Source organism: Mesorhizobium sp. BE184 (genome assembly GCF_031457045.1).
GTDB lineage: Bacteria > Pseudomonadota > Alphaproteobacteria > Rhizobiales > Rhizobiaceae > Mesorhizobium.
Genome location: NZ_JAVDVU010000001.1, coordinates 735,667 through 753,307, shown reverse-complemented (window position 1 = coordinate 753,307; position 17,641 = coordinate 735,667). Strand labels below are relative to the sequence as shown.

The window sequence follows — 17,641 nt, the reverse complement described above, 5'->3', positions numbered from 1 at the left end:
GATGAAAATGACAAGACGATCGCTTGGTTCGCGGCTGATCACCGCAGCGCTCTGCGCAACGCTCGGCCTTTCCACGGCCATGATGCCGGTGGCCGCGACCGCCGCTGGCTTTCCTGAAAAATCGGTGACGCTGGTCGTATGGTCCGGCGCTGGAGGAGCGCTGGACACTTACGGCCGCAAGCTGGCTGAGCTGCTCGAGAAGCAGGTCGGCTGGAGCGTCAAGGTTGACAACCGCCCGGGCGGCAGCGGCGCGGTCGGCGTCTCGCAGATCATGAACCAGCCGGCGGACGGCTATAACATCCTGGTGCTGACCGGCACACTGACCTTCGGCATCGCGCAAGGCCTGATTCCGTTCAAGATCGACGATCTGCGTCTGCTGCGCGCCATGCAATCGGAGCCGTCTTCACTCGCGGTTCTGGCTGACAGCCCGCTCAAGTCGGTCGATGACTTCGTCAAATACATGAAGGAAAATCCCAACGGCCTGAAGGTCGGCGGCCATGCGCCGGGCGGCTTCCACCAGTACATGCTCTACCAGCTGATGAAGCAGGGTGGCTTCGAGAGCGGCTGGATCCCGCATGACGCCTCCGGCAAGGTGACGCTCGGCCTGCTTGGCAAGCATCTCGACGCCGCCATGATGACCCCTTCCACGGGTCTGTCGCAGGTCAAGAGCGGCGAAATCCGCCTGCTCGGCGTTTCCACGCCCGAGCGCACGGAATTCCTGCCCGATACGCCGACCTTCAAGGAACAAGGCTACAACCTCGAAGATTCGATCTGGCGCGGCATCGCGGTCAAGGCCGGCACCCCGGACGATACCGTCAATGCCATTCAGGCCGCCATCGACAAGGTCACGGCCTCGGAAGACTGGAAGAAATTCCAGACCGAGCAGCTGCAGGACAGCCCCGACTGGAAGGAAGAGGAATTCACCAAGCGCGCCAAGGGCGAGCTTGAAAGCCAGACGGAATTCCTGAAGGCCAGCGGATACATAAAATGACCGGCGAAACGTCGACAGCTTCGACGGCGGAGCCCTTCCCCACCGGGGGAAGGGCAAAGCCCGGCACCCATTTCTGGCAGAACGCCATCGCGGCCTGCGTCAGCCTGGCCTGGAACGCGGCCGTTCTCGTCCTCAGCCTCGAACTGCCGGAAGGGCATTCGCGTGGCGATCTCGGCCCCGGCGCACTGCCGATGCAGATCGCGATACTCGGACTGCTGGCCTCGGCGGTCTATCTGGTCCAGGTCCTGCGCGGCATGGATTTCGGCGGCGCCGACGGCAAGGTCGATGTGCCGCGCGTCGCCGGCCTGATCGGCCTGTTCATAGCCGCTTCGGTGAGTTCGGCATGGATCGGCCTCGCCGTGTCGCTCGGTCTCGCCACGGGGCTGGCGACGCTGCTTTTCACCGGCGAAAAACTCTTGCTGCGGGCCGTATTGACCGGCGTCGGCTTCTGGGCGATCGCCTATGTCATCTTCGGCATGTTGCTGGACCTGCCCCTGCCCTGACGGTGCGATCAAGGAAGACAAGACAATGGTATCTGACGGAATTGCCTGCATCATGATGCGCGGCGGCACGTCCAAAGGCGGGTATTTCCTTGCCGAGGACCTGCCGCGGGACAAGGCGGAGCGCGACAGGCTTTTGCTGCGCATCATGGGCTCGCCCGATCCGCGCCAGATCGACGGCATCGGCGGCGCCGACCCGCTGACCAGCAAGGTGGCGGTGGTGCGCAAGTCCGAGCGGCCTGGCATCGATGTCGACTATCTGTTCCTGCAGGTCTTCGTCGACCAGCCGCTGGTTTCCGACAGCCAGAACTGCGGCAATATCCTGGCCGGGATCGGCCCTTTCGCCATCGAGCGCGGGCTGGTTGCTCCAGTCGAGGGCGAGACGCCGGTGACCATCTTCATGGAAAACACCGGCCAGACGACCGTTGCGCGGGTTCGCACCAAGGACGGCAAGCCGGTCTACGAGGGCGACGCATATATCGACGGCGTGCCGACGCCCGCCTCGCCGATCTATCTGAGTTTCTCCGATGCCGCCGGCTCAAGCTGCGGCGCGCTGCTGCCGACCGGCTCGGCCCTGACGGAGATCGACGGCGTCGAATGCACGCTGATCGACAACGGCATGCCGGTCGTGGTGATGCGTGCGGCGGATTTCGGGCTGACCGGCTACGAGACCCGCGCCGAGCTGGAAGCGGCTGCCGAGGTCAAGGCGCGGGTGGAAAAAATCCGCCTTCAGGCCGGCCCGCTGATGAACCTTGGCGACGTGTCGGAAAAGTCGGTCCCGAAGATGACCCTGGTGGCCGCGCCCAAGAATGGCGGCGCCATCATGACGCGGAGCTTCATCCCGCATCGCGTGCACGCCTCGATCGGCGTGTTCGGCGGCTTGAGCGTGGCGACCGCCTGCCTGTTGCCGGAAAGCCCGGCCTACAGCCTGGCATCCCTGCCTGAAGGCCGCGAGAAGATGGTTGCCGTGGAGCACGCCAGCGGCCAGATGGAGATCGTGATGCGGACCGATGACAGCCAGCCCTACGGACTGGGCGAATCCTCGATCGTCAGCACATCGCGCAAACTGTTCGAGGGGCGGGTGTTCGGCTGAGAGCCAAGGCCGGGACGGCCGCCCGGCCTCTGCCCAAGGGCCTTCGCCCGAAAGCCGCGCTTCCGCACCAGAGCCCTTGATGATTATACGGAAGCATTCGACAGTCGCATCATCGCCAACCGAATGTTTCCGTCAAAACCCGGCGCGCTAAGCCTGCCGTGGCCGCGCCATATCGTTGGTGCCCTCGGCGTCGGGCGCCAGGCCATAGCTCATCCGGCGCATCTGTTCGATGACGCGCGCCATTTCCTCGTCGGACAGCACCGGCGGTTCGCCGAGCGTCAGCGCCTGGACATACATGCGCGACAGCGTCTCGACCTCGATTGCCAGCCAGAGCGCTGCCTCGAGGTTCTTTCCCAGCGATATCTGGCCATGCTGACCGAGCAGGCAGGCGAGCCGGTCCTTCAGCGCGACGAGCGCGTTGTCGGAAAGCGCCTGGGTGCCGAAAGTCGCGTATTCGGCGCAGCGGATGGTCGTGCCGCCGGCGACGCCGGTCATGTAATGGAAGCTCGGTATCGTCTTGTGGTGGCAGGCGAGCGTCGTCGCATAGACCGAATGGCAGTGCAGCACGACATCGATGTCGTCCCGCGCTTTCAAGATATCGCGATGGAAGCGCCATTCGGAAGAGGGCCGGCGGCCGAGATAGGTGCCGTCGAAATCCATCTCGACAATGTCTTCCGGCGTCATCGTATCGTAGGGCAGGCCGGACGGGGTGATGAGGAAGCCCTTGCCGACGCGCAGCGAAAGATTGCCGGCAGTGCCCTGGTTGATTCCGCTGGAGTTCATCTTGCGGCAGATGGCCACCATCTCTTCGCGCTGCGCTCTGTCACTCATCGTCAAAATCCTTCGCTTGCACTTGCAATCATGGTTATCCGCCCTGCCCGCGCGTTGCGCGGCATGAGCTGTCCTAGTCCATCCTGAAGACGTTTTGCAGCGGCACCACGACCGGCTCGGCGCGGTCGTCGTACTGCATCACATCCGCCATGAATTTCCACCAGCGGCGGTTGATGTCCGTCTGCGGCAGGCTGTCCATCGCATGGTTGTCGGCGCGGACCAATGTCGCGAACAGATGGTTGGTCTCCGGGTCGAGCCAGATCGTGTAGTCGGAAATGCCGGCCTCGCGCAGCGCGGCGGTCATTTCCGGCCAGATCTCGTCATGCCGCTTCTTGTATTCGTGCGCCTGGCCCGGATTGAGGACCATGCGGAAGGCAATGCGTTCGGGCATCAGATGATGCCCCCGCCGCCGCCCGAGACGGCAGGCCTTTCCGCAGCGACCCTGGCCCGGTAGCCCGAGGCGCGATAGGTCGCGACGGGGTCGATAGCGCCGCCGGACTTCAACCGCGACATGGCCAAGATTGGCTCGACATCGGTGCGGTAGGCGGCCTTCAGCGTCTGCGTCGCCATCAGCGCGTCGTTGTCGTCCTGATGCGCCTCGAGCGCCTTCCGGTCGACCAGCAGCGCCTGCGCATAGGCGCGCTGCACCTCGACGGCCGACAGCATCAGGCTTTCGATGGGGTCGGTGACATTGTGGCTCTGGTCCAGCATGTGGGCGGGGTTGAAACCCTCCGCGCCCGCCAGCTCGGCATCGACCAGCTCGTTGAAGACGAGGAACAGCCGGTACGGGTCGATAGACCCGGCGTCGAGGTCGTCGTCGCCATATTTGCTGTCATTGAAATGGAAGCCGCCCAGCTTGCCGAACTGGATCAGCCGCGACACGATCATCTCGATGTTGACGTTCGGCGCATGGTGGCCGAGATCGACCAGGCAGAAGGCCTTCGGCCCCAGCTCCTTGGCGATCAGGTAGTTGGTGCCCCAATCCTGCACAACGGTGGAATAAAAGGCCGGCTCGTACATCTTGTGTTCGGTGAACAGCCGCCAGTCGTCCGGCAGCGCCGCATAGATCTCATGCATCGAATCCAGATACCGGCGGAAGGCCTTGGCGAAATTGACTTGTCCGGGAAAATTCGAGCCGTCGCCGATCCAGACGGTCAGCGCTTTCGACCCAAGTTCCCTGCCAATCCCGACGCATTCGACGTTGTGCTCGACCGCCTGGCGGCGCACCGCCGCGTCGGCATGGCTGAGCGAGCCGTATTTGTAGGAGTGCTTCTGGTCCGCCGCGTCGGAGAAGGTGTTGGAGTTCATCGCGTCGAAGCCGAGGCCGAAGCGCGACGCCGCCTGCTTGATGCGTTTCGGATCGGCCTTGTCCCACGGGATATGCAGCGAAACCGTCGGGGTCGCGCGGGTGAGCTGGGCGATGACGGCGCAGTCCTCGATCTTGTCGAAGACGTCGCGCGGTTCGCCCCCACCCGGAAAGCGGGCAAAGCGCGTGCCGCCGGTGCCGACACCCCAGGACGGGATGGCGACGCCGAAAGCGCCGACTTTTTCCAAAATGGCATCTATGGCGATGCCGCGCCGGTCGAGCTGTTCGCCAAGCGCGGCATAGTCGGCCCGCAAATTGTTCTCGCGCTCCGCGTTGCTCTGCTCGACGGCGTCGGCTGCGATCATCGTTTCCATGTCATTCCTCCGGCGTGGTTCACCACGCAAATGTCCTCAAGAGAAAATTGGGCGTAGCGCCATGCTCCGCGTAGAGCCCCGCCTTTTCGGCCTGCGAACTCTCCGCCAGTATTCCCGTGGTCACCAGGGTCGTCGCCATGCCGGCGCCCTGCCCGCCGGCAATGTCGTGTTCGATGCTGTCACCGACACAGACGACGCGCGCCGGGTCCGGATTGCCGAGCAAGTCGAGCGCGGCGGCATAGATTTCGGGAAACGGCTTGCCGATCCACGTCACCGGGCCGCCAAGCTCGGCATAAAGTTCAGCGATGCGCCCGGAACCGAAGCGGCGTCCGCCATGGGTCAGGATGACCTTGTCGGGGTTGGTGCACAGGCATTGCGCGCCCCGCGCCGCCGCCGGTTCGAGCAGGCGGCGGTAATGGTCGAGATCGTAGCGGTCGCTCTCGCTGCCGGAAATCAGCACCATGTCGGCATCCGCGCCGTGTGTAGTGGCGGTCAGCGGCAGCCCTTCAATGGCGGAGTGGTCGCTGTCGCGCGCAATCAGCAGGCAACGCATGCCGGGCTTTCCGGCCAAGGAGGCTTGCAGCGATCGCCACGCCACCTCGCCCGAGGAGAGGAAATGATCCCAGCTTCCCGCCTCAAACCCGAGCCTCAGCAGGCGCGCTTCGTTGGGCGTCGCGCGCTTGCCCGAATTGGATAGCAGCAGGATGCGCTTGCCCTCGCCCTTGAGCCTGCTCAGCGTTTCCACCGCACCGGCATATGGCCCGACGCCGTCCAGCAACACACCGAACTGGTCGAGCACGAAGATGTCGAATTTCTCGGCGAGCTCACGGACACCGGAAAGCATCGGAACTGACAGCGTCTGCATCACAACTCTCCCACCGCGCCAAGCCCGGCCAAAGCCAGGCGCGCCGCGCCGGCTGCCGCCTCCTCCGACTGCGCCGGGATAAAGGGAACGCCGGTATTCCGTTGACGGATCGCCGTCCAGGTTGGGTTGGTGGCACCACCGCCGACTGTCCGGACCGAGCGAAGCCGCGGCGCGCGCAGTTCGGTCAATCGTGCATAGCCCTGCTTTTCGATGCTGGCGATGCCTTCAAGCATGGCTTTCAGGAATTCCGCATCGTCGGCGGGACGTGGCGTCAGGCGCGGTGGACAGGCCGGGTCCATGACCGGAAAGCGCTCTCCGGCCTCCAGCAGAGGATAGAAATCGAGAGCGGTGACTGTCGCCGGGTCGATCATGGCGGAGAGGCGCGCGATCTCCTCGGCCGGGAAAAAATGCGCCAGCACCTTGCCGCCGGTGTTCGACGCGCCGCCGGCCAGCCACATGCCATTGATGCGGTGGCTGTAGATGCCGTATTCGGCGGCGAAGACGGGCCTGTCGCTGAGCAACTTCAGCGTCAGCGTCGAGCCAAGGGAGGTGACGCCGTCGCCCGGCCTGTCCGCACCCGTGGCCAGGAAGGCCGCGCAGCCGTCGGTAGTGCCCGCCACGATAACGACGTCGGGCGAAAGACCAAACGCGCGAGCCATCGCTGGATCGATGGTCTCGATCGGCGCGCCGGGGGTCACGACGCGCGGCAGCAAATCCATGCGCAAGCCCGTCGCCGCCATCCAGTCCGGCCAACAGCGCTCGATTGGGTCATAGCCGGTCTTCAGCGCGTTGTTCTCGTCGGTCGTGCCGAAATGGCCGGCAAGGCGGCCGGCGATCCAGTCGGCCTGATGCAGGATTCTTGCAACGCCCGGCACGGACTGGAAGACCAGCGCCTTGGCGAGACCCGAGGTTGGACCGTGTGCGGCGCTGTCGGGCGGGATCAACGGGGCGATGCGGGCGAGCAAGGCGTCGTCGGCCACCCGCGCGTCATACATGAGAGGCGCGGCCAGCGGCGTGCCGGCCTCATCCACGGGCAGAAGCGTGCCGGAGGTTGCATCGATTGCGATCGCACCGACCGTCGGACGGTCCACATCAGCCAGCACATTCTGAAGCGCCATCTCGACGGCCCGCCACCATTCGCGCGGGTCACTCGCGCCATCTTGAACTGATGGCAGTTTCGCCGCTCCCTGCGCGACGATCTCGAACGCGGCATTCATCGCCACGGCGCGGGCGCCGGACGTACCAAGGTCGATGCCGATGGCGAGCCGCGCGGTCATTGTTCAGGCAATCTTTTGCGCAGCGCCGGCAGAACTAGCTTTGCGCGCAAGCTGCTGCCGGTATTTCTCGGCGTCCCAATCGGTCAGTTGCAGATATTCATCCGGCGTCAGCACCCTTACCCGCGCATCGGCGGGCAGCCGCGCGGCGACGTCGGCGAGGCAGCGGACCATGGCGTCGGCGCCGGGCGGCGCGTCGTTCCGCATCAGGACCCCCATGCCGGGAAAGACAATCGAGACGGGCGGCGCGCCGAAACGCTCGGCAACCGCCTTGGCGTTTTCTCCCGGCCGGGCGATCGCAGGACCGTCGCCCAGGAAAATGATATGGTCCGGGTACATCGCCCTGCCCGCGGCGCGCGCGGCGCTGACCGGGTCGGTCGCCACAGCATGGGCGGCCTGCGACGCCGGCAGGCGGTAGTCCGCTCCGGCCAGTTCGGGCAGTCGCTCCAAATCGGCAGGCGGGGTCAAGCGTGGTTCGATGCGAAGCCGGTTCTTCACCTCCGCCAGCAGCGCTTCAGCTCTCGCGACCGTATCCGCCGCGACAACCAGCCCGTGATTGGCGAGAATGAGAACGTCCGGGCCTGACGTGCTGTTTTCCGCGATGGCGAGCGCCAGCGGCAGGCCTGGCCGCGCATAGGGCACATAAGCCCAGTTGAGGCCTTCCAGCCGGGGCGTGACCTGTTCGATGCAATCCTTGCGCACGGCGTGGGCGATGGTATCGACGCAGTGGACGTGCAGCACGACGCGCTGCGGCATCAGCGCATGGACAGTCGTCTCGATGGACGGCCGCAGGCCCGACGGGTTCAGCGATGCGATGGTGAAGCGATGCGCCTGCTCGGCTGCCGGATCGACGGAATGCACGGCGTCGAGCAGAGGCTCGATCTCGACCGGCACCATGATCCTGCGCTCCAGCGCATGCGCCAGCCATGTGCCGGACGCCTTGATCCAAAGCGTGCCGTCGATCTTCAGCGAGGTGTTGCCGCCGGCGCCCTGGGTGAGCAATGGATCGGCGCCGATACGCGCCGACAGCGCTTCAAGTTCGGCCAGTTCGGCTTGCCAGTCGGCCGCATCCGGCATGGCTGGAATTCCTTTCGGGTCATTCAGTTTCGGCCAGCCGCCTTCGGGCGGATAAAAAAGGGGACGCGCGGACGCGTCCCCTCTCCAACATCAGAAGTCGAAGTTGTTGATGTTTTCCTTGGTGAAGACGGTCGGCGCGCCGAGCAGGATCTCCGAGCCGTTGATGACGGAGAGATCGCCGAGCTTGCCGGCTTTCACAGTCGTGCCACCGGGCGCCAGGGTGCCGTCGGCGACGGCGCGCAGCACATAGGCGGCCGCATAGCCGAGATCGACCGGGTTCCACAGCACCACCGACTTCACGCAATCGGCCGACACGTATGGCTTCATCGCGTTGGGCGTGGCGAGGCCGACAACGGCGATCTTGCCGCATTTGCCAGCCTGGGTCACGGCGTCGGCCGCCGCCGGCGTCGCCACGCTGGTCATGCCGAGGATGCCCTTGAGCTCATCGCCATACTTGTTGATCAGCGTGTTCGACTGGTTGAAGGACAGGATGTTGTCTTCCTGCGCTTCGACCGTTTCCAGCCACTTCATCTTCGGATGGCACTTGGCCTGATAGGCTTCCATCTCGGAGATCCAGCGCGCCTGGTTCGGCGTGGTGAAGGTCGAGGTGACAATGGCGAACGCGCCGTCCTCGCCGATCTCGGCCGCGGCGGAATCGATCATCGCCTTGGCGATGCCGTTGAACTCGGCCTGGTTGACGAACCACTGGCGGGCGTCCGGCGTCGAGTTGGCGTCGTAGCCGACCACATTGATGCCGGCCGCGAGCGCCTTCTTCAGCACCGGGGCGATGGCGACCGGATCGTTGGCGGCGAACAGGATGCCGTCAACGCCGCTGGTGATGTAGTTGTCGATCAGCGTGATCTGGTCGTCGATGTTGGCCTTCGAGGGACCGTCGGTCTTGGCGTTCATGTTGCCCATCTCCTTGGCGGCATCGGCGATGCCCTTGGAGGTGGCGTTGAAGTAGCCGATGCCGACGAGCTTCGGCACATCGACGACGGTCAGCGTCTTGCCCTTGCGGTCGGGCGCATTGGTCGGCTGGCCGCCATCGTACGGCTTGGCGGCGGCGGTTGCCGGCGTCGCGTCGCAGGCGAGCGGATTGGTCGGCAGGTCGTCACCGCCGGTCCAGGTCGATTGGGCGTAGCTGATGCTTGTCGAGACGGACAAAGCCAGCAGCGTCGAAAGAACGATGTTACGCATGTTTCCTCCTCCATGAATTCGTCCGGACACTTGAGAGCGGCAGTGATGGACGGTTACTTCCAGATTATCGAGTGCCGCTCCTCTCGAAGAGATTGCTGGCGAGGATCGCCAGGATGAGAACCGCGCCTATCAGCATGATCGTGCCATCGCCTTTGACGCCGGCAAGCGACAGCCCATTCTTCAGCGCCTGAATGAGGCAAAGGCCGATGACGGTGCCGAGGATGGTCCCTCGCCCGCCGAAGATCGACGTGCCGCCGAGCACCACGGCCGTGATGGCGTCCAGTTCGATGCCGGTGCCCATGTCGGAGCGCGTGGTCGAAACGCGCGACACGAAGATGACGCCGGCAAGTGCCGCCGCGAAGCCTGACGCCGTATAGAGCGCCAGCTTGGTGTGCTCGACAGACAGGCCGGAGAAGCGGCTGGCGACTTCGTTGGAGCCGATGGCGTAGACCGTGCGGCCCCAGCGCGTATACGCCAGGATGATTGATGCCAGGACCGCCGCCAGCAGAAGAATCCAGAGTTGCGTCGGCACGCCCAGCACCTCGCCCTGCCCCAGCACGTAGAACCATTCCGGATAGCCGCGCACCGAGCGCGCCTGGCTGATGCCTTCGGCAAGGCCGCGATAAAGCGCCAGCGTCGCCAGGGTCGCGATCAGCGGCGGCACGTTGAAGCGAGTGATGATCAGCCCGTTGCAGAAACCGGCGAAGCTGCCGACCGCAATGGCGGCACATGCGGCAACTGCGAGCGGCATGCCGACATTCTGCCAGAACACGCCGGTCAGGATCGCGGTCAGGCCGAGGATCGAGCCGACCGAAAGGTCGATGCCGCCGGTGGCGATGACGAAGGTCATGGCGATGGCGATCAGCCCAATCTCGGTCATCAGGCGGCCCTGGTTCAGCAGGTTGCTGACTGTGAAGAACCGGTCGGACTGGAACGACAGCACGATCAGCACGGCGACCAGCAGCAGCGCCAGTAGTGTTTCGTGCCGGAAGATGGATTTGACGGTCATCGATGCGCCCCTCATGCCCGGCCGCGCCGGCGCAGCATGTCGGCCAGCACCGTCGCAAGGATCAGCAGGCCGATGACGGCGCGCAGCCAGTAGGCCGAGACATTGACGAAGATGAGCGCCGAACCGATGGTGGCGAACAGGATCGTCGCCAGGGTCGAGCCGATCACCGTGCCGGTTCCTCCCAGGATCGAAACGCCGCCGATGACGGATGCGGTGATCACCGTCAGTTCCAGATTGGGCGGCACCGTCGACTGGATGACCTGCAGCTGCGTCGCGAACAGGATCGTCGCCAGCCCGGCGAATGCGCCGTGAATGGCGAAGACCGCCACGGTGCGTCGCTCGGTCGGGATGCCCGTGGCGAGTGCGGCTTCCGGATTGCCGCCGATGGCATAGAGCGAGCGGCCGAATGCCGAATAGCGCATCCACAGCGCCGCCAGGATCGTCAGGACCACCATGGCGATGATCGGCACCGGCAGGCCGAGCAGCCTTTTCTGCGCGATCAGGAATTCCGGCGGCAGGCCGCTGATCCAGGTGCCGCCGGTGACACTGATCAGACCGCCGCGCAGGATGGACAGCGCGCCCAGCGTGACCACGATGGAGGGTATGCGCGCATAGGCGACCAGCACGCCGATGACGCTGTTGATGGCCATGCCGACCAGCACCGGCGCGAACCACGCCACCCAGACCGGATAGCCGGCGACCGCCAGCGTGCCGGAGATGGTCGCCAGCACGCCGATCAGCGCGCCGACCGATACGTCGATATGGCCGGTGATGATGACCATGGACATGCCGATGGCGGCGACGGCGATATAGGCATTGCCGGCGAAGATGGAGGTCAGATTGTTGGTGCTGATGAAGCGCGGGTTCACCATTGTCACGACGATGAACAGCGCGACGATAGCCGTCAGAACCACCAGTTCCTGGCCATAGTCGGAAACCAGCCGCCGAAGCGCACCTGGCCGCTGCAAGCCTGTCCGCGGCCGCACTGGAGGCAAATCAATCCCGGTCATCGCCATTACGCCGCCTCTCCCGTCTCGAGCCTGGTCATGGCGGCGCCGACACGCTCGGGCGTCGCCTCGGCGCGGTCCAGCACTCCCGTCACCCGGCCGCCATTCATCACCAGCAGCCGGTCGCTCATGCCGAGCACTTCCGGCAGTTCGCTGGAGATCATCAGGATAGCGACGCCCTGCTTGACCAACTCGCCCATGATGGTGTGGATCTCGGCCTTGGCCCCGACATCGACGCCCCGCGTCGGTTCATCGAGGATCAGGACCTTCGGATTGGTCTGCAGCCATTTGGCGATGACCACCTTCTGCTGGTTGCCGCCGGACAGCTCGCCGACCGGCTGTGCGATGCTGCGGCAGCGGACGCCAAGCCGCTTGACCGCATCCAGCGCGCGCTGCGCCTCGGCGCCAGCCTTGATGAAGATGCCGGACGACACGTCCTCGATGGAGGCCATCGAGACATTCTTGCGGATTGCCATCGACTTGACGAGACCTTGCAGGCCGCGGTCCTCCGGCACATAGGCGATGCCGAGATCGCGCGCCTGCCGCGGCGAGGCGATGCGGACGGGCTTGCCGTCGAGCAGGATTTCTCCAGAGGTCGCGGGCGTCATGCCGAACAGGGTCAATGCCAGTTCGGTGCGGCCGCTGCCGACCAGTCCGGCAATGCCGAGGATTTCGCCCTTGCGCAGCGCGAAGGAGATATCGCGCACATGGCGGCCGTGATTGAGGTTCTTCACCTCCAGCACGGTTTCGCCGATCGCGGCTTCGGCCTTGGGAAACAGGCTGTCGATCGGCCGTCCGACCATCATCGAGACAAGTTCCCGCTCGTCGACCTCGCCGATGTCCCGGGTGCCGACATGCGCGCCGTCGCGCAGCACGGTGACGCGGTCGGCCAGCGCGAAGATTTCCGACATGCGGTGGCTGACATAGACAATGGCGACGCCGCGCTCGCGCAACTGCCGCACGACCGCCATAAGGCGCTGGACATCGGCCTCGACCAGCGAGGCCGTCGGTTCGTCCATGATGAGCACGCGAGCGTTCTTGCTCAGCGCCTTGGCGATCTCCACCCGCTGGCGCTGCGCGACCGAAAGGCTGAGCACCTTGGTATCGACGTCGAGATCGAACGTGTCGAGCTGGTCGAGAAGCTGGCGGGTGCGGGCGCGCACCTCGGGCCAATCGATGATGCCGAGCGCGGTGCGCGGGTAATGGCCGAGGAAGACATTTTCCGCCACCGTCATTTCCGGAAACAGCAGCAGTTCCTGATAGACGGTGGCGATGCCGGCGGCGGTCGCGTCGCGGGTCGAGGCGAATTTCATCTCCTTGCCATCGACCACGATGGTCCCGGCATCGGGCGTATAAAGCCCCGCCATCATCTTGATCAGCGTGGACTTGCCGGCGCCGTTTTCGCCGAGCAGCGCATGGACCTCGCCCGGACGCACGTCGAAGCTGACATCCTTCAAGACCTTCACGCCGACGAAGGATTTCGACATGCCGGTGAGGCTGACATAGGGGGCGGTCATGGATGCCTCCCCGCGTTGACATGCATGATCGAACCGGGAATGCCGATATCGAGATGAGCAAGAAGGGGGAAGTGCATCATGCGCGACGTCCCTCATTTACATTTGCCGAAGCACCTGTCTTCGCCGCCGCGCGGCCGCGCTCCGCCATGTCACGCCAGCGGTCACGATAAGCTTCCAGCCCCTCCAGCCGGCTCGCCTCAACCGCGATCGTCTCGTCCCTGAACGGCGCCAGGCCCAGCGCCTTGAAAGCGAGCGCCGCTGCTCCCGTGGCGGAGCCTTCGCTCATGGTCGAACGCACCACCGTCTGCGCCGGGCGCAACTGCGCCATCATGGCGGTGAACAGGTCGAGTTTCGCCAGCCCGCCATCGACGACGAGCAGATTATCCGAGCGGATCAGATCGAGCGACAGATCGGTCATCATGACAACGTACAGCGCCGCAACCGCCGCCCGCTCCTCGCCCTCGACATCGCCGCCGACGATATGGCCCTGCGTTTCCGGGAACGGGCCGCCCGCCGCCCATGACGGCATGGCGAAGACGCCGCGCCGCATGACCGCTTCCACCGTACCCCGCGAAATCGGCTTGCCCCAGCCGTCACTGATCAGATCGTATTCGCGCCCGCCCATGAAGCGGAGCGACGGCGCCGGCTCGCAATTCACCGTGACGTTGGAGATCATATCGCGCTCCGGGTCGAGCGCCTCCAGCGGACAGTCGAGATTGATGATGATGACCCAGGTGCCGGTGGACACCAGCGTAAAGCCGGTCAGGCCGGTCATGCGGTAATAGGCGAGCGCGGCGTTGGAATCGTGAACGCCATTGTGGACCGCGAGTTGGCGCGTGCTGCCATCGGCCAGCATGACCGTCGTCTCGCCGACGATGGCGCCGGCGGGCGCGATTTCGGGAAATTTCGCGCGCCAGCCCATACGGTCGACCAGCGAGGAGAAATCGCGCTTGAGCGGCGCCCAGAGCTGATTGTGCGCGCCGAGATAGGACCATTCCGCCAGCGGCCGACCGGTGAAATGCCAGACCCAGTATTGCGGGTAGCAGAGAATGGACTCGGTCGCCGAAAAGGCTGCCGGCTCTTCCGTTTCCAGCCAGTAGATGTGGCGGGCGATGGAGAAGCCGAGCGGCAGCCATGGCGTATAGGTCTCGGAGAAATCCGGCAGCAGCGGATCGATGACGGCGGCGATCGAAGGCGGGATCTCCTGCTCGTAATCGAGGATCGGATGCAGGAGATCCGGCCCGCGCACCAGCGCAAAGGCGCAGCCATGCGCCGATATCATCAGGCCGGTGACGCCATGCGCCTCCACGACATCGGCAAGCTCGCCTTTCATCCAGGCGAACAGGCGTTCGTCGTCGAGCACGCTGCGGCCGCGAAAATCATGCCAGACGGGCTTGGTCCGCCGCTCGTCCAGCAGCGATCCATCGGCTGCGAAAACGAACAGCTTGGAGTTCGTCTTGCCGAAATCGAAAACCGCCAGCGGACCCGTCATCCCCTGCCCCCATTCGAGGCTATGCGGAAAGTGACGCCGGCATTCTCCAGCATCTTGGCGTGTTGATCGGACAGGCCGTCATCGGTAATGAGCGTGCCGACGCGCGACAGCGGCAGCGCCACGTTGCGGGCGTGGATGGAGAACTTGCGGCTGTCGGCCAGCACGACGATCTGGTCGACATTGCGGCTGAGTTCCTGGATCGAACGCACCATCAGCGGGTGCGATTCCAGCAACCCCTCGGGGCTGATGCCCTGCGCGCCGAGGAAATACTTGGAGGCATAGAACGAGACCGGCTCCGCGTTCGAATAGATGACGCGCGGCTCGCGATACAATTCGCCCCCGGCGATGGTCAGGCTGCATTTGCCATGGTCGCCGAGATAGCCGGCGAGCGGCATGGAATTGGTGAACAGGCGAATGTTGCGGTCGGCCAGCTTGACGCCGAGATGGAAACAGGTCGATCCGCCATTGACGATCACCGCGTCGCCATCGGCCACCATGGTGGCTGCCAGTTCGGCGATCAGGCGCTTTGCATCGACGGCCAGGTCGCGATTTTCGTCATAGGGACGGGCGAAGGCGGTTCCCAGTGCGGCGCCGTCGAGAGCCGAGACACCGCCATAGACTTTGCGCGCCTCGCCGGACTCGTCGATCTTGTCGATATCGCGCCGCACCGTCGCGGCCGAGACGCCGAGATGTTCCTGCAGCTCGCGCACCGACGCAAAGGGCCGGTCACGCAAAAGCTCTATGATCTGCCGCTGGCGGACCAAATCGTTCAAGAACTCCTCCCAAGGCGCTCAATCGGCTACCTGTGAGCTAGGTTACGCAAATTGGATAGGCACGCAAGCGATTTTTGAAAAACTTCGCTCATATTGCATCGCAACTGGTTCATATTGCGTCGCACAATGATTAAGCTTCCTCTTTTTCGATTGACAATCGGAGCGCATTTGCCTGATTTAGCAGCCGAGAGAGACGGCATGAAAACGCCGCTCGGGAGGATTTCGATATGAGCGATGAAAAGTCCACGCGGCTGACCAATCTGTGGAGCGACGCCAAGGCGGCGGCGATGAGCGAGGCAGAACGGCTCGTCTACCGCTCGAACATCCTCGGCTCGGACAAGCGGGTGACCAATTACGGCGGCGGCAACACCTCGTCCAAGATCCGGCAGAAGGATCCGTTGACCGGCGAGCAGGTCGAAGTGCTGTGGGTGAAAGGCTCGGGCGGCGACAGCGCCTCGATCAAGCTCGACGGCTTCGCCACGCTCTACATGGACAGGCTGCGGGCACTGAAGGGGCTTTATCGCGGCCTTGAACACGAAGACGAGATGGTCGGCTACCTGCCGCACTGCACCTTCAACCTGAACCCGCGCGCGGCATCCATCGACACGCCGCTGCACGCCTTCGTGCCGAGGCCGTTCGTCGACCACATGCATCCGGACGCCATCATCGCCATTGCGGCGGCGAAGGATTCCAGGACGCTGACCAAGGAGATTTTCGGCGATGCCATAGGCTGGCTGCCGTGGAAGCGTCCTGGCTTCGAACTCGGCCTGTGGCTGGGCAAATTCTGCGAGGAGAACCCCGACGCCAAGGGCGTGATCCTCGAAAGCCATGGATTGTTCACGTGGGGCGACACGCCAAAGGAATGCTACACAACGACAATCGACACCATCAATCAGGCGATCGAGTGGTTCGAGCAGCAGATCAAGGGCAAGCCGGCCTTCGGCGGCGCGGCGGCGAAGTCGCTGCCGGCAGCGGAGCGCCGCGCCATCGCGGCGCGACTGATGCCGCGCATACGCGGCGGCATTTCCCAATCCGGCAAGCTCAAGATCGGCCATTTCGACGATTCCGACGCGGTGCTGGAGTTCGTCAATTCAAAGGACCTGCAGGCGCTGGCGGCGCTCGGCACCTCCTGCCCCGACCATTTCCTGCGCACCAAGATCAGGCCGCTGGTGCTCGATTTCGATCCGGCCAAGCCCGATCTGGACGCCGTCATCGCCGGCCTGCCGCAAGCGTTGGACGACTACCGCGCCAGCTATGCGGCCTATTACGAACGCTGCAAGCACCCCGGTTCGCCGGCGGTGCGGGACGCCAATGCCGTCGTCTACCTGATGCCTGGCGTCGGCATGTTCACCTTCGCCGCTGACAAGGCAACGGCGCGCATTTCGGGCGAATTCTACGTCAACGCCATCAATGTCATGCGCGGCGCTTCCGCCGTCTCGACCTATGTCGGGCTGCCTGAGCAGGAAGCCTTCGACATCGAATACTGGCTGCTGGAAGAGGCAAAGCTGCAACGCATGCCCAAGCCGAAGTCGCTGGCCGGGCAGATCGCCTTCGTCACCGGCGGCGCAGGCGGCATCGGCAAGGCGACGGCGACGCGGTTGCTGCGCGAAGGCGCCTGCGTGGTGCTGGCTGACATCGACGATGCGGCGCTCGCCAAGGCCAATGATGAACTCGGCGCGGCTTTCGGCGAGGATTTCGTCAGACCATTCAAACTCGATGTCACCGACGAGGCCGGCGTCGCAGCCGCCTTCTCGCAAAGCGCGGTGGAATTCGGCGGCGTCGACATCCTCGTTTCCAATGCCGGCATCTCGTCGTCGGCACCGATCGAAGACACCGAACTGTCCATGTGGAACCGCAACATGGATATCCTCGCCAAAGGCTACTTCCTCGTGTCGCGCGAAGCTTTCCGAACTTTCAAGCAGCAGCAGCTTGGCGGCAATATCGTCTTCATCGCCTCCAAGAACGGCCTGGCCGCATCGCCCAACGCCGCCGCCTACTGCACGGCCAAGGCGGCGGAAATCCACCTCGCCCGCTGCCTGGCGCTGGAGGGCGCGGAGCACCAGATCCGCGTCAACACCGTCAACCCGGACGCCGTGCTGCGCGGCTCGAAAATCTGGACCGGCGAATGGCGCGAGCAGCGCGCCGCCGCCTACGCGATGCAGCCGGACGAACTGGAGGAGCACTACCGCAAGCGTTCGATGCTGAAGCGCTCGGTGTTCCCGGAAGACATCGCCGAGGCGGTGTATTTCCTGGCGTCCGACATGTCGGCCAAATCGACCGGCAACATCATCAATGTCGATGCCGGCAACGCGCAGAGCTTTACCCGCTGAGCGAC

16 protein-coding genes are annotated in these 17,641 nt (G+C 64.5%); 4 read left to right on the top strand and 12 right to left on the bottom strand.

Features of this window, described 5'->3' with window-relative positions:
- Position 1 precedes the first annotated feature (1 nt).
- The 3 genes from J2X35_RS03630 to J2X35_RS03620 are packed head-to-tail and all read left to right on the top strand — an operon-like array spanning position 2 to position 2,584.
- Positions 2-991 carry a tripartite tricarboxylate transporter substrate binding protein gene (locus J2X35_RS03630; protein ID WP_056108839.1) on the top strand — a complete coding sequence of 330 codons (990 nt, stop codon included), beginning with the start codon at positions 2-4 and terminating at the stop codon, positions 989-991.
- Complete coding sequence (locus J2X35_RS03625; protein WP_056108836.1) at positions 988-1,494, top strand: tripartite tricarboxylate transporter TctB family protein; 507 nt, start codon at positions 988-990, stop codon at positions 1,492-1,494. The genes J2X35_RS03630 and J2X35_RS03625 overlap by 4 nt, the downstream gene beginning before the upstream one ends.
- A gap of 25 nt (positions 1,495-1,519) precedes the next feature.
- Complete coding sequence (locus J2X35_RS03620) at positions 1,520-2,584, top strand: 4-oxalomesaconate tautomerase (protein ID WP_310181006.1); 1,065 nt, start codon at positions 1,520-1,522, stop codon at positions 2,582-2,584.
- Positions 2,585-2,731: 147 nt separating this feature from the next.
- Here J2X35_RS03620 and J2X35_RS03615 read toward each other — a convergent pair whose 3' ends face one another.
- The 12 genes from J2X35_RS03615 to J2X35_RS03560 all read right to left on the bottom strand — a co-directional run bounded on the left by J2X35_RS03615 (position 2,732) and on the right by J2X35_RS03560 (position 15,306).
- Complete coding sequence (locus J2X35_RS03615) at positions 2,732-3,415, bottom strand: class II aldolase/adducin family protein (RefSeq protein ID WP_310181003.1); 684 nt, start codon at positions 3,413-3,415, stop codon at positions 2,732-2,734.
- Between the two features lie 73 nt (positions 3,416-3,488).
- Positions 3,489-3,806: an L-rhamnose mutarotase gene (rhaM, locus tag J2X35_RS03610; RefSeq protein ID WP_310181001.1), complete on the bottom strand. Its 318-nt coding sequence runs from the start codon at positions 3,804-3,806 to the stop codon at positions 3,489-3,491.
- A complete protein-coding gene (gene rhaI, locus J2X35_RS03605; RefSeq protein WP_310180999.1) occupies positions 3,806-5,095 on the bottom strand; it encodes an L-rhamnose catabolism isomerase in 1,290 nt (429 codons plus the stop codon). The genes rhaM and rhaI overlap by 1 nt, the downstream gene beginning before the upstream one ends.
- Before the next feature lie 19 nt (positions 5,096-5,114).
- The gene (locus J2X35_RS03600) at positions 5,115-5,960 is read right to left on the bottom strand and encodes a TIGR01459 family HAD-type hydrolase (protein WP_310180998.1); all 846 of its coding nucleotides are present in this window, start codon (positions 5,958-5,960) and stop codon (positions 5,115-5,117) included.
- Positions 5,960-7,237, bottom strand: coding sequence for an FGGY-family carbohydrate kinase (locus J2X35_RS03595; RefSeq protein WP_310180996.1), 1,278 nt, complete (start codon positions 7,235-7,237; stop codon positions 5,960-5,962). The genes J2X35_RS03600 and J2X35_RS03595 overlap by 1 nt, the downstream gene beginning before the upstream one ends.
- Positions 7,238-7,240: 3 nt before the next feature.
- Complete coding sequence (locus J2X35_RS03590) at positions 7,241-8,311, bottom strand: class II aldolase/adducin family protein (protein WP_310180994.1); 1,071 nt, start codon at positions 8,309-8,311, stop codon at positions 7,241-7,243.
- A 90-nt stretch (positions 8,312-8,401) separates the two neighbouring features.
- The gene (locus tag J2X35_RS03585) at positions 8,402-9,508 is read right to left on the bottom strand and encodes a substrate-binding domain-containing protein (protein WP_056108814.1); all 1,107 of its coding nucleotides are present in this window, start codon (positions 9,506-9,508) and stop codon (positions 8,402-8,404) included.
- A gap of 64 nt (positions 9,509-9,572) precedes the next feature.
- The gene (locus J2X35_RS03580; protein ID WP_056108811.1) at positions 9,573-10,517 is read right to left on the bottom strand and encodes an ABC transporter permease; all 945 of its coding nucleotides are present in this window, start codon (positions 10,515-10,517) and stop codon (positions 9,573-9,575) included.
- A gap of 11 nt (positions 10,518-10,528) precedes the next feature.
- Positions 10,529-11,527: an ABC transporter permease gene (locus J2X35_RS03575; protein ID WP_056115374.1), complete on the bottom strand. Its 999-nt coding sequence runs from the start codon at positions 11,525-11,527 to the stop codon at positions 10,529-10,531.
- Between the two features lie 5 nt (positions 11,528-11,532).
- The gene (locus J2X35_RS03570) at positions 11,533-13,041 is read right to left on the bottom strand and encodes a sugar ABC transporter ATP-binding protein (RefSeq protein WP_310180990.1); all 1,509 of its coding nucleotides are present in this window, start codon (positions 13,039-13,041) and stop codon (positions 11,533-11,535) included.
- Between the two features lie 76 nt (positions 13,042-13,117).
- Positions 13,118-14,533: a carbohydrate kinase gene (locus J2X35_RS03565; RefSeq protein WP_310180989.1), complete on the bottom strand. Its 1,416-nt coding sequence runs from the start codon at positions 14,531-14,533 to the stop codon at positions 13,118-13,120.
- Positions 14,530-15,306 carry a DeoR/GlpR family DNA-binding transcription regulator gene (locus J2X35_RS03560; protein ID WP_056108802.1) on the bottom strand — a complete coding sequence of 259 codons (777 nt, stop codon included), beginning with the start codon at positions 15,304-15,306 and terminating at the stop codon, positions 14,530-14,532. Before J2X35_RS03560 ends, J2X35_RS03565 begins: the two co-directional genes overlap by 4 nt.
- Positions 15,307-15,533: 227 nt before the next feature.
- On the opposite strand from J2X35_RS03560, the gene J2X35_RS03555 reads away from it, so the two are divergent.
- Positions 15,534-17,636: a bifunctional rhamnulose-1-phosphate aldolase/short-chain dehydrogenase gene (locus J2X35_RS03555; RefSeq protein ID WP_310180987.1), complete on the top strand. Its 2,103-nt coding sequence runs from the start codon at positions 15,534-15,536 to the stop codon at positions 17,634-17,636.
- Positions 17,637-17,641 lie beyond the last annotated feature (5 nt).

Coding starts and splice junctions, on each gene's coding strand:
- J2X35_RS03565 (WP_310180989.1), bottom strand. CDS start 14,533: ATGACGGGTCCGCTGGCGGTTTTCGATTTCGGCAAGACGAACTCCAAG.
- J2X35_RS03595 (WP_310180996.1), bottom strand. CDS start 7,237: ATGACCGCGCGGCTCGCCATCGGCATCGACCTTGGTACGTCCGGCGCC.
- rhaI (WP_310180999.1), bottom strand. CDS start 5,095: ATGGAAACGATGATCGCAGCCGACGCCGTCGAGCAGAGCAACGCGGAG.
- J2X35_RS03625 (WP_056108836.1), top strand. CDS start 988: ATGACCGGCGAAACGTCGACAGCTTCGACGGCGGAGCCCTTCCCCACC.
- J2X35_RS03590 (WP_310180994.1), bottom strand. CDS start 8,311: ATGCCGGATGCGGCCGACTGGCAAGCCGAACTGGCCGAACTTGAAGCG.
- J2X35_RS03615 (WP_310181003.1), bottom strand. CDS start 3,415: ATGAGTGACAGAGCGCAGCGCGAAGAGATGGTGGCCATCTGCCGCAAG.
- J2X35_RS03555 (WP_310180987.1), top strand. CDS start 15,534: ATGAGCGATGAAAAGTCCACGCGGCTGACCAATCTGTGGAGCGACGCC.
- J2X35_RS03575 (WP_056115374.1), bottom strand. CDS start 11,527: ATGACCGGGATTGATTTGCCTCCAGTGCGGCCGCGGACAGGCTTGCAG.
- J2X35_RS03585 (WP_056108814.1), bottom strand. CDS start 9,508: ATGCGTAACATCGTTCTTTCGACGCTGCTGGCTTTGTCCGTCTCGACA.
- J2X35_RS03630 (WP_056108839.1), top strand. CDS start 2: ATGAAAATGACAAGACGATCGCTTGGTTCGCGGCTGATCACCGCAGCG.
- J2X35_RS03620 (WP_310181006.1), top strand. CDS start 1,520: ATGGTATCTGACGGAATTGCCTGCATCATGATGCGCGGCGGCACGTCC.
- rhaM (WP_310181001.1), bottom strand. CDS start 3,806: ATGCCCGAACGCATTGCCTTCCGCATGGTCCTCAATCCGGGCCAGGCG.
- J2X35_RS03580 (WP_056108811.1), bottom strand. CDS start 10,517: ATGACCGTCAAATCCATCTTCCGGCACGAAACACTACTGGCGCTGCTG.
- J2X35_RS03600 (WP_310180998.1), bottom strand. CDS start 5,960: ATGCAGACGCTGTCAGTTCCGATGCTTTCCGGTGTCCGTGAGCTCGCC.
- J2X35_RS03570 (WP_310180990.1), bottom strand. CDS start 13,041: ATGACCGCCCCCTATGTCAGCCTCACCGGCATGTCGAAATCCTTCGTC.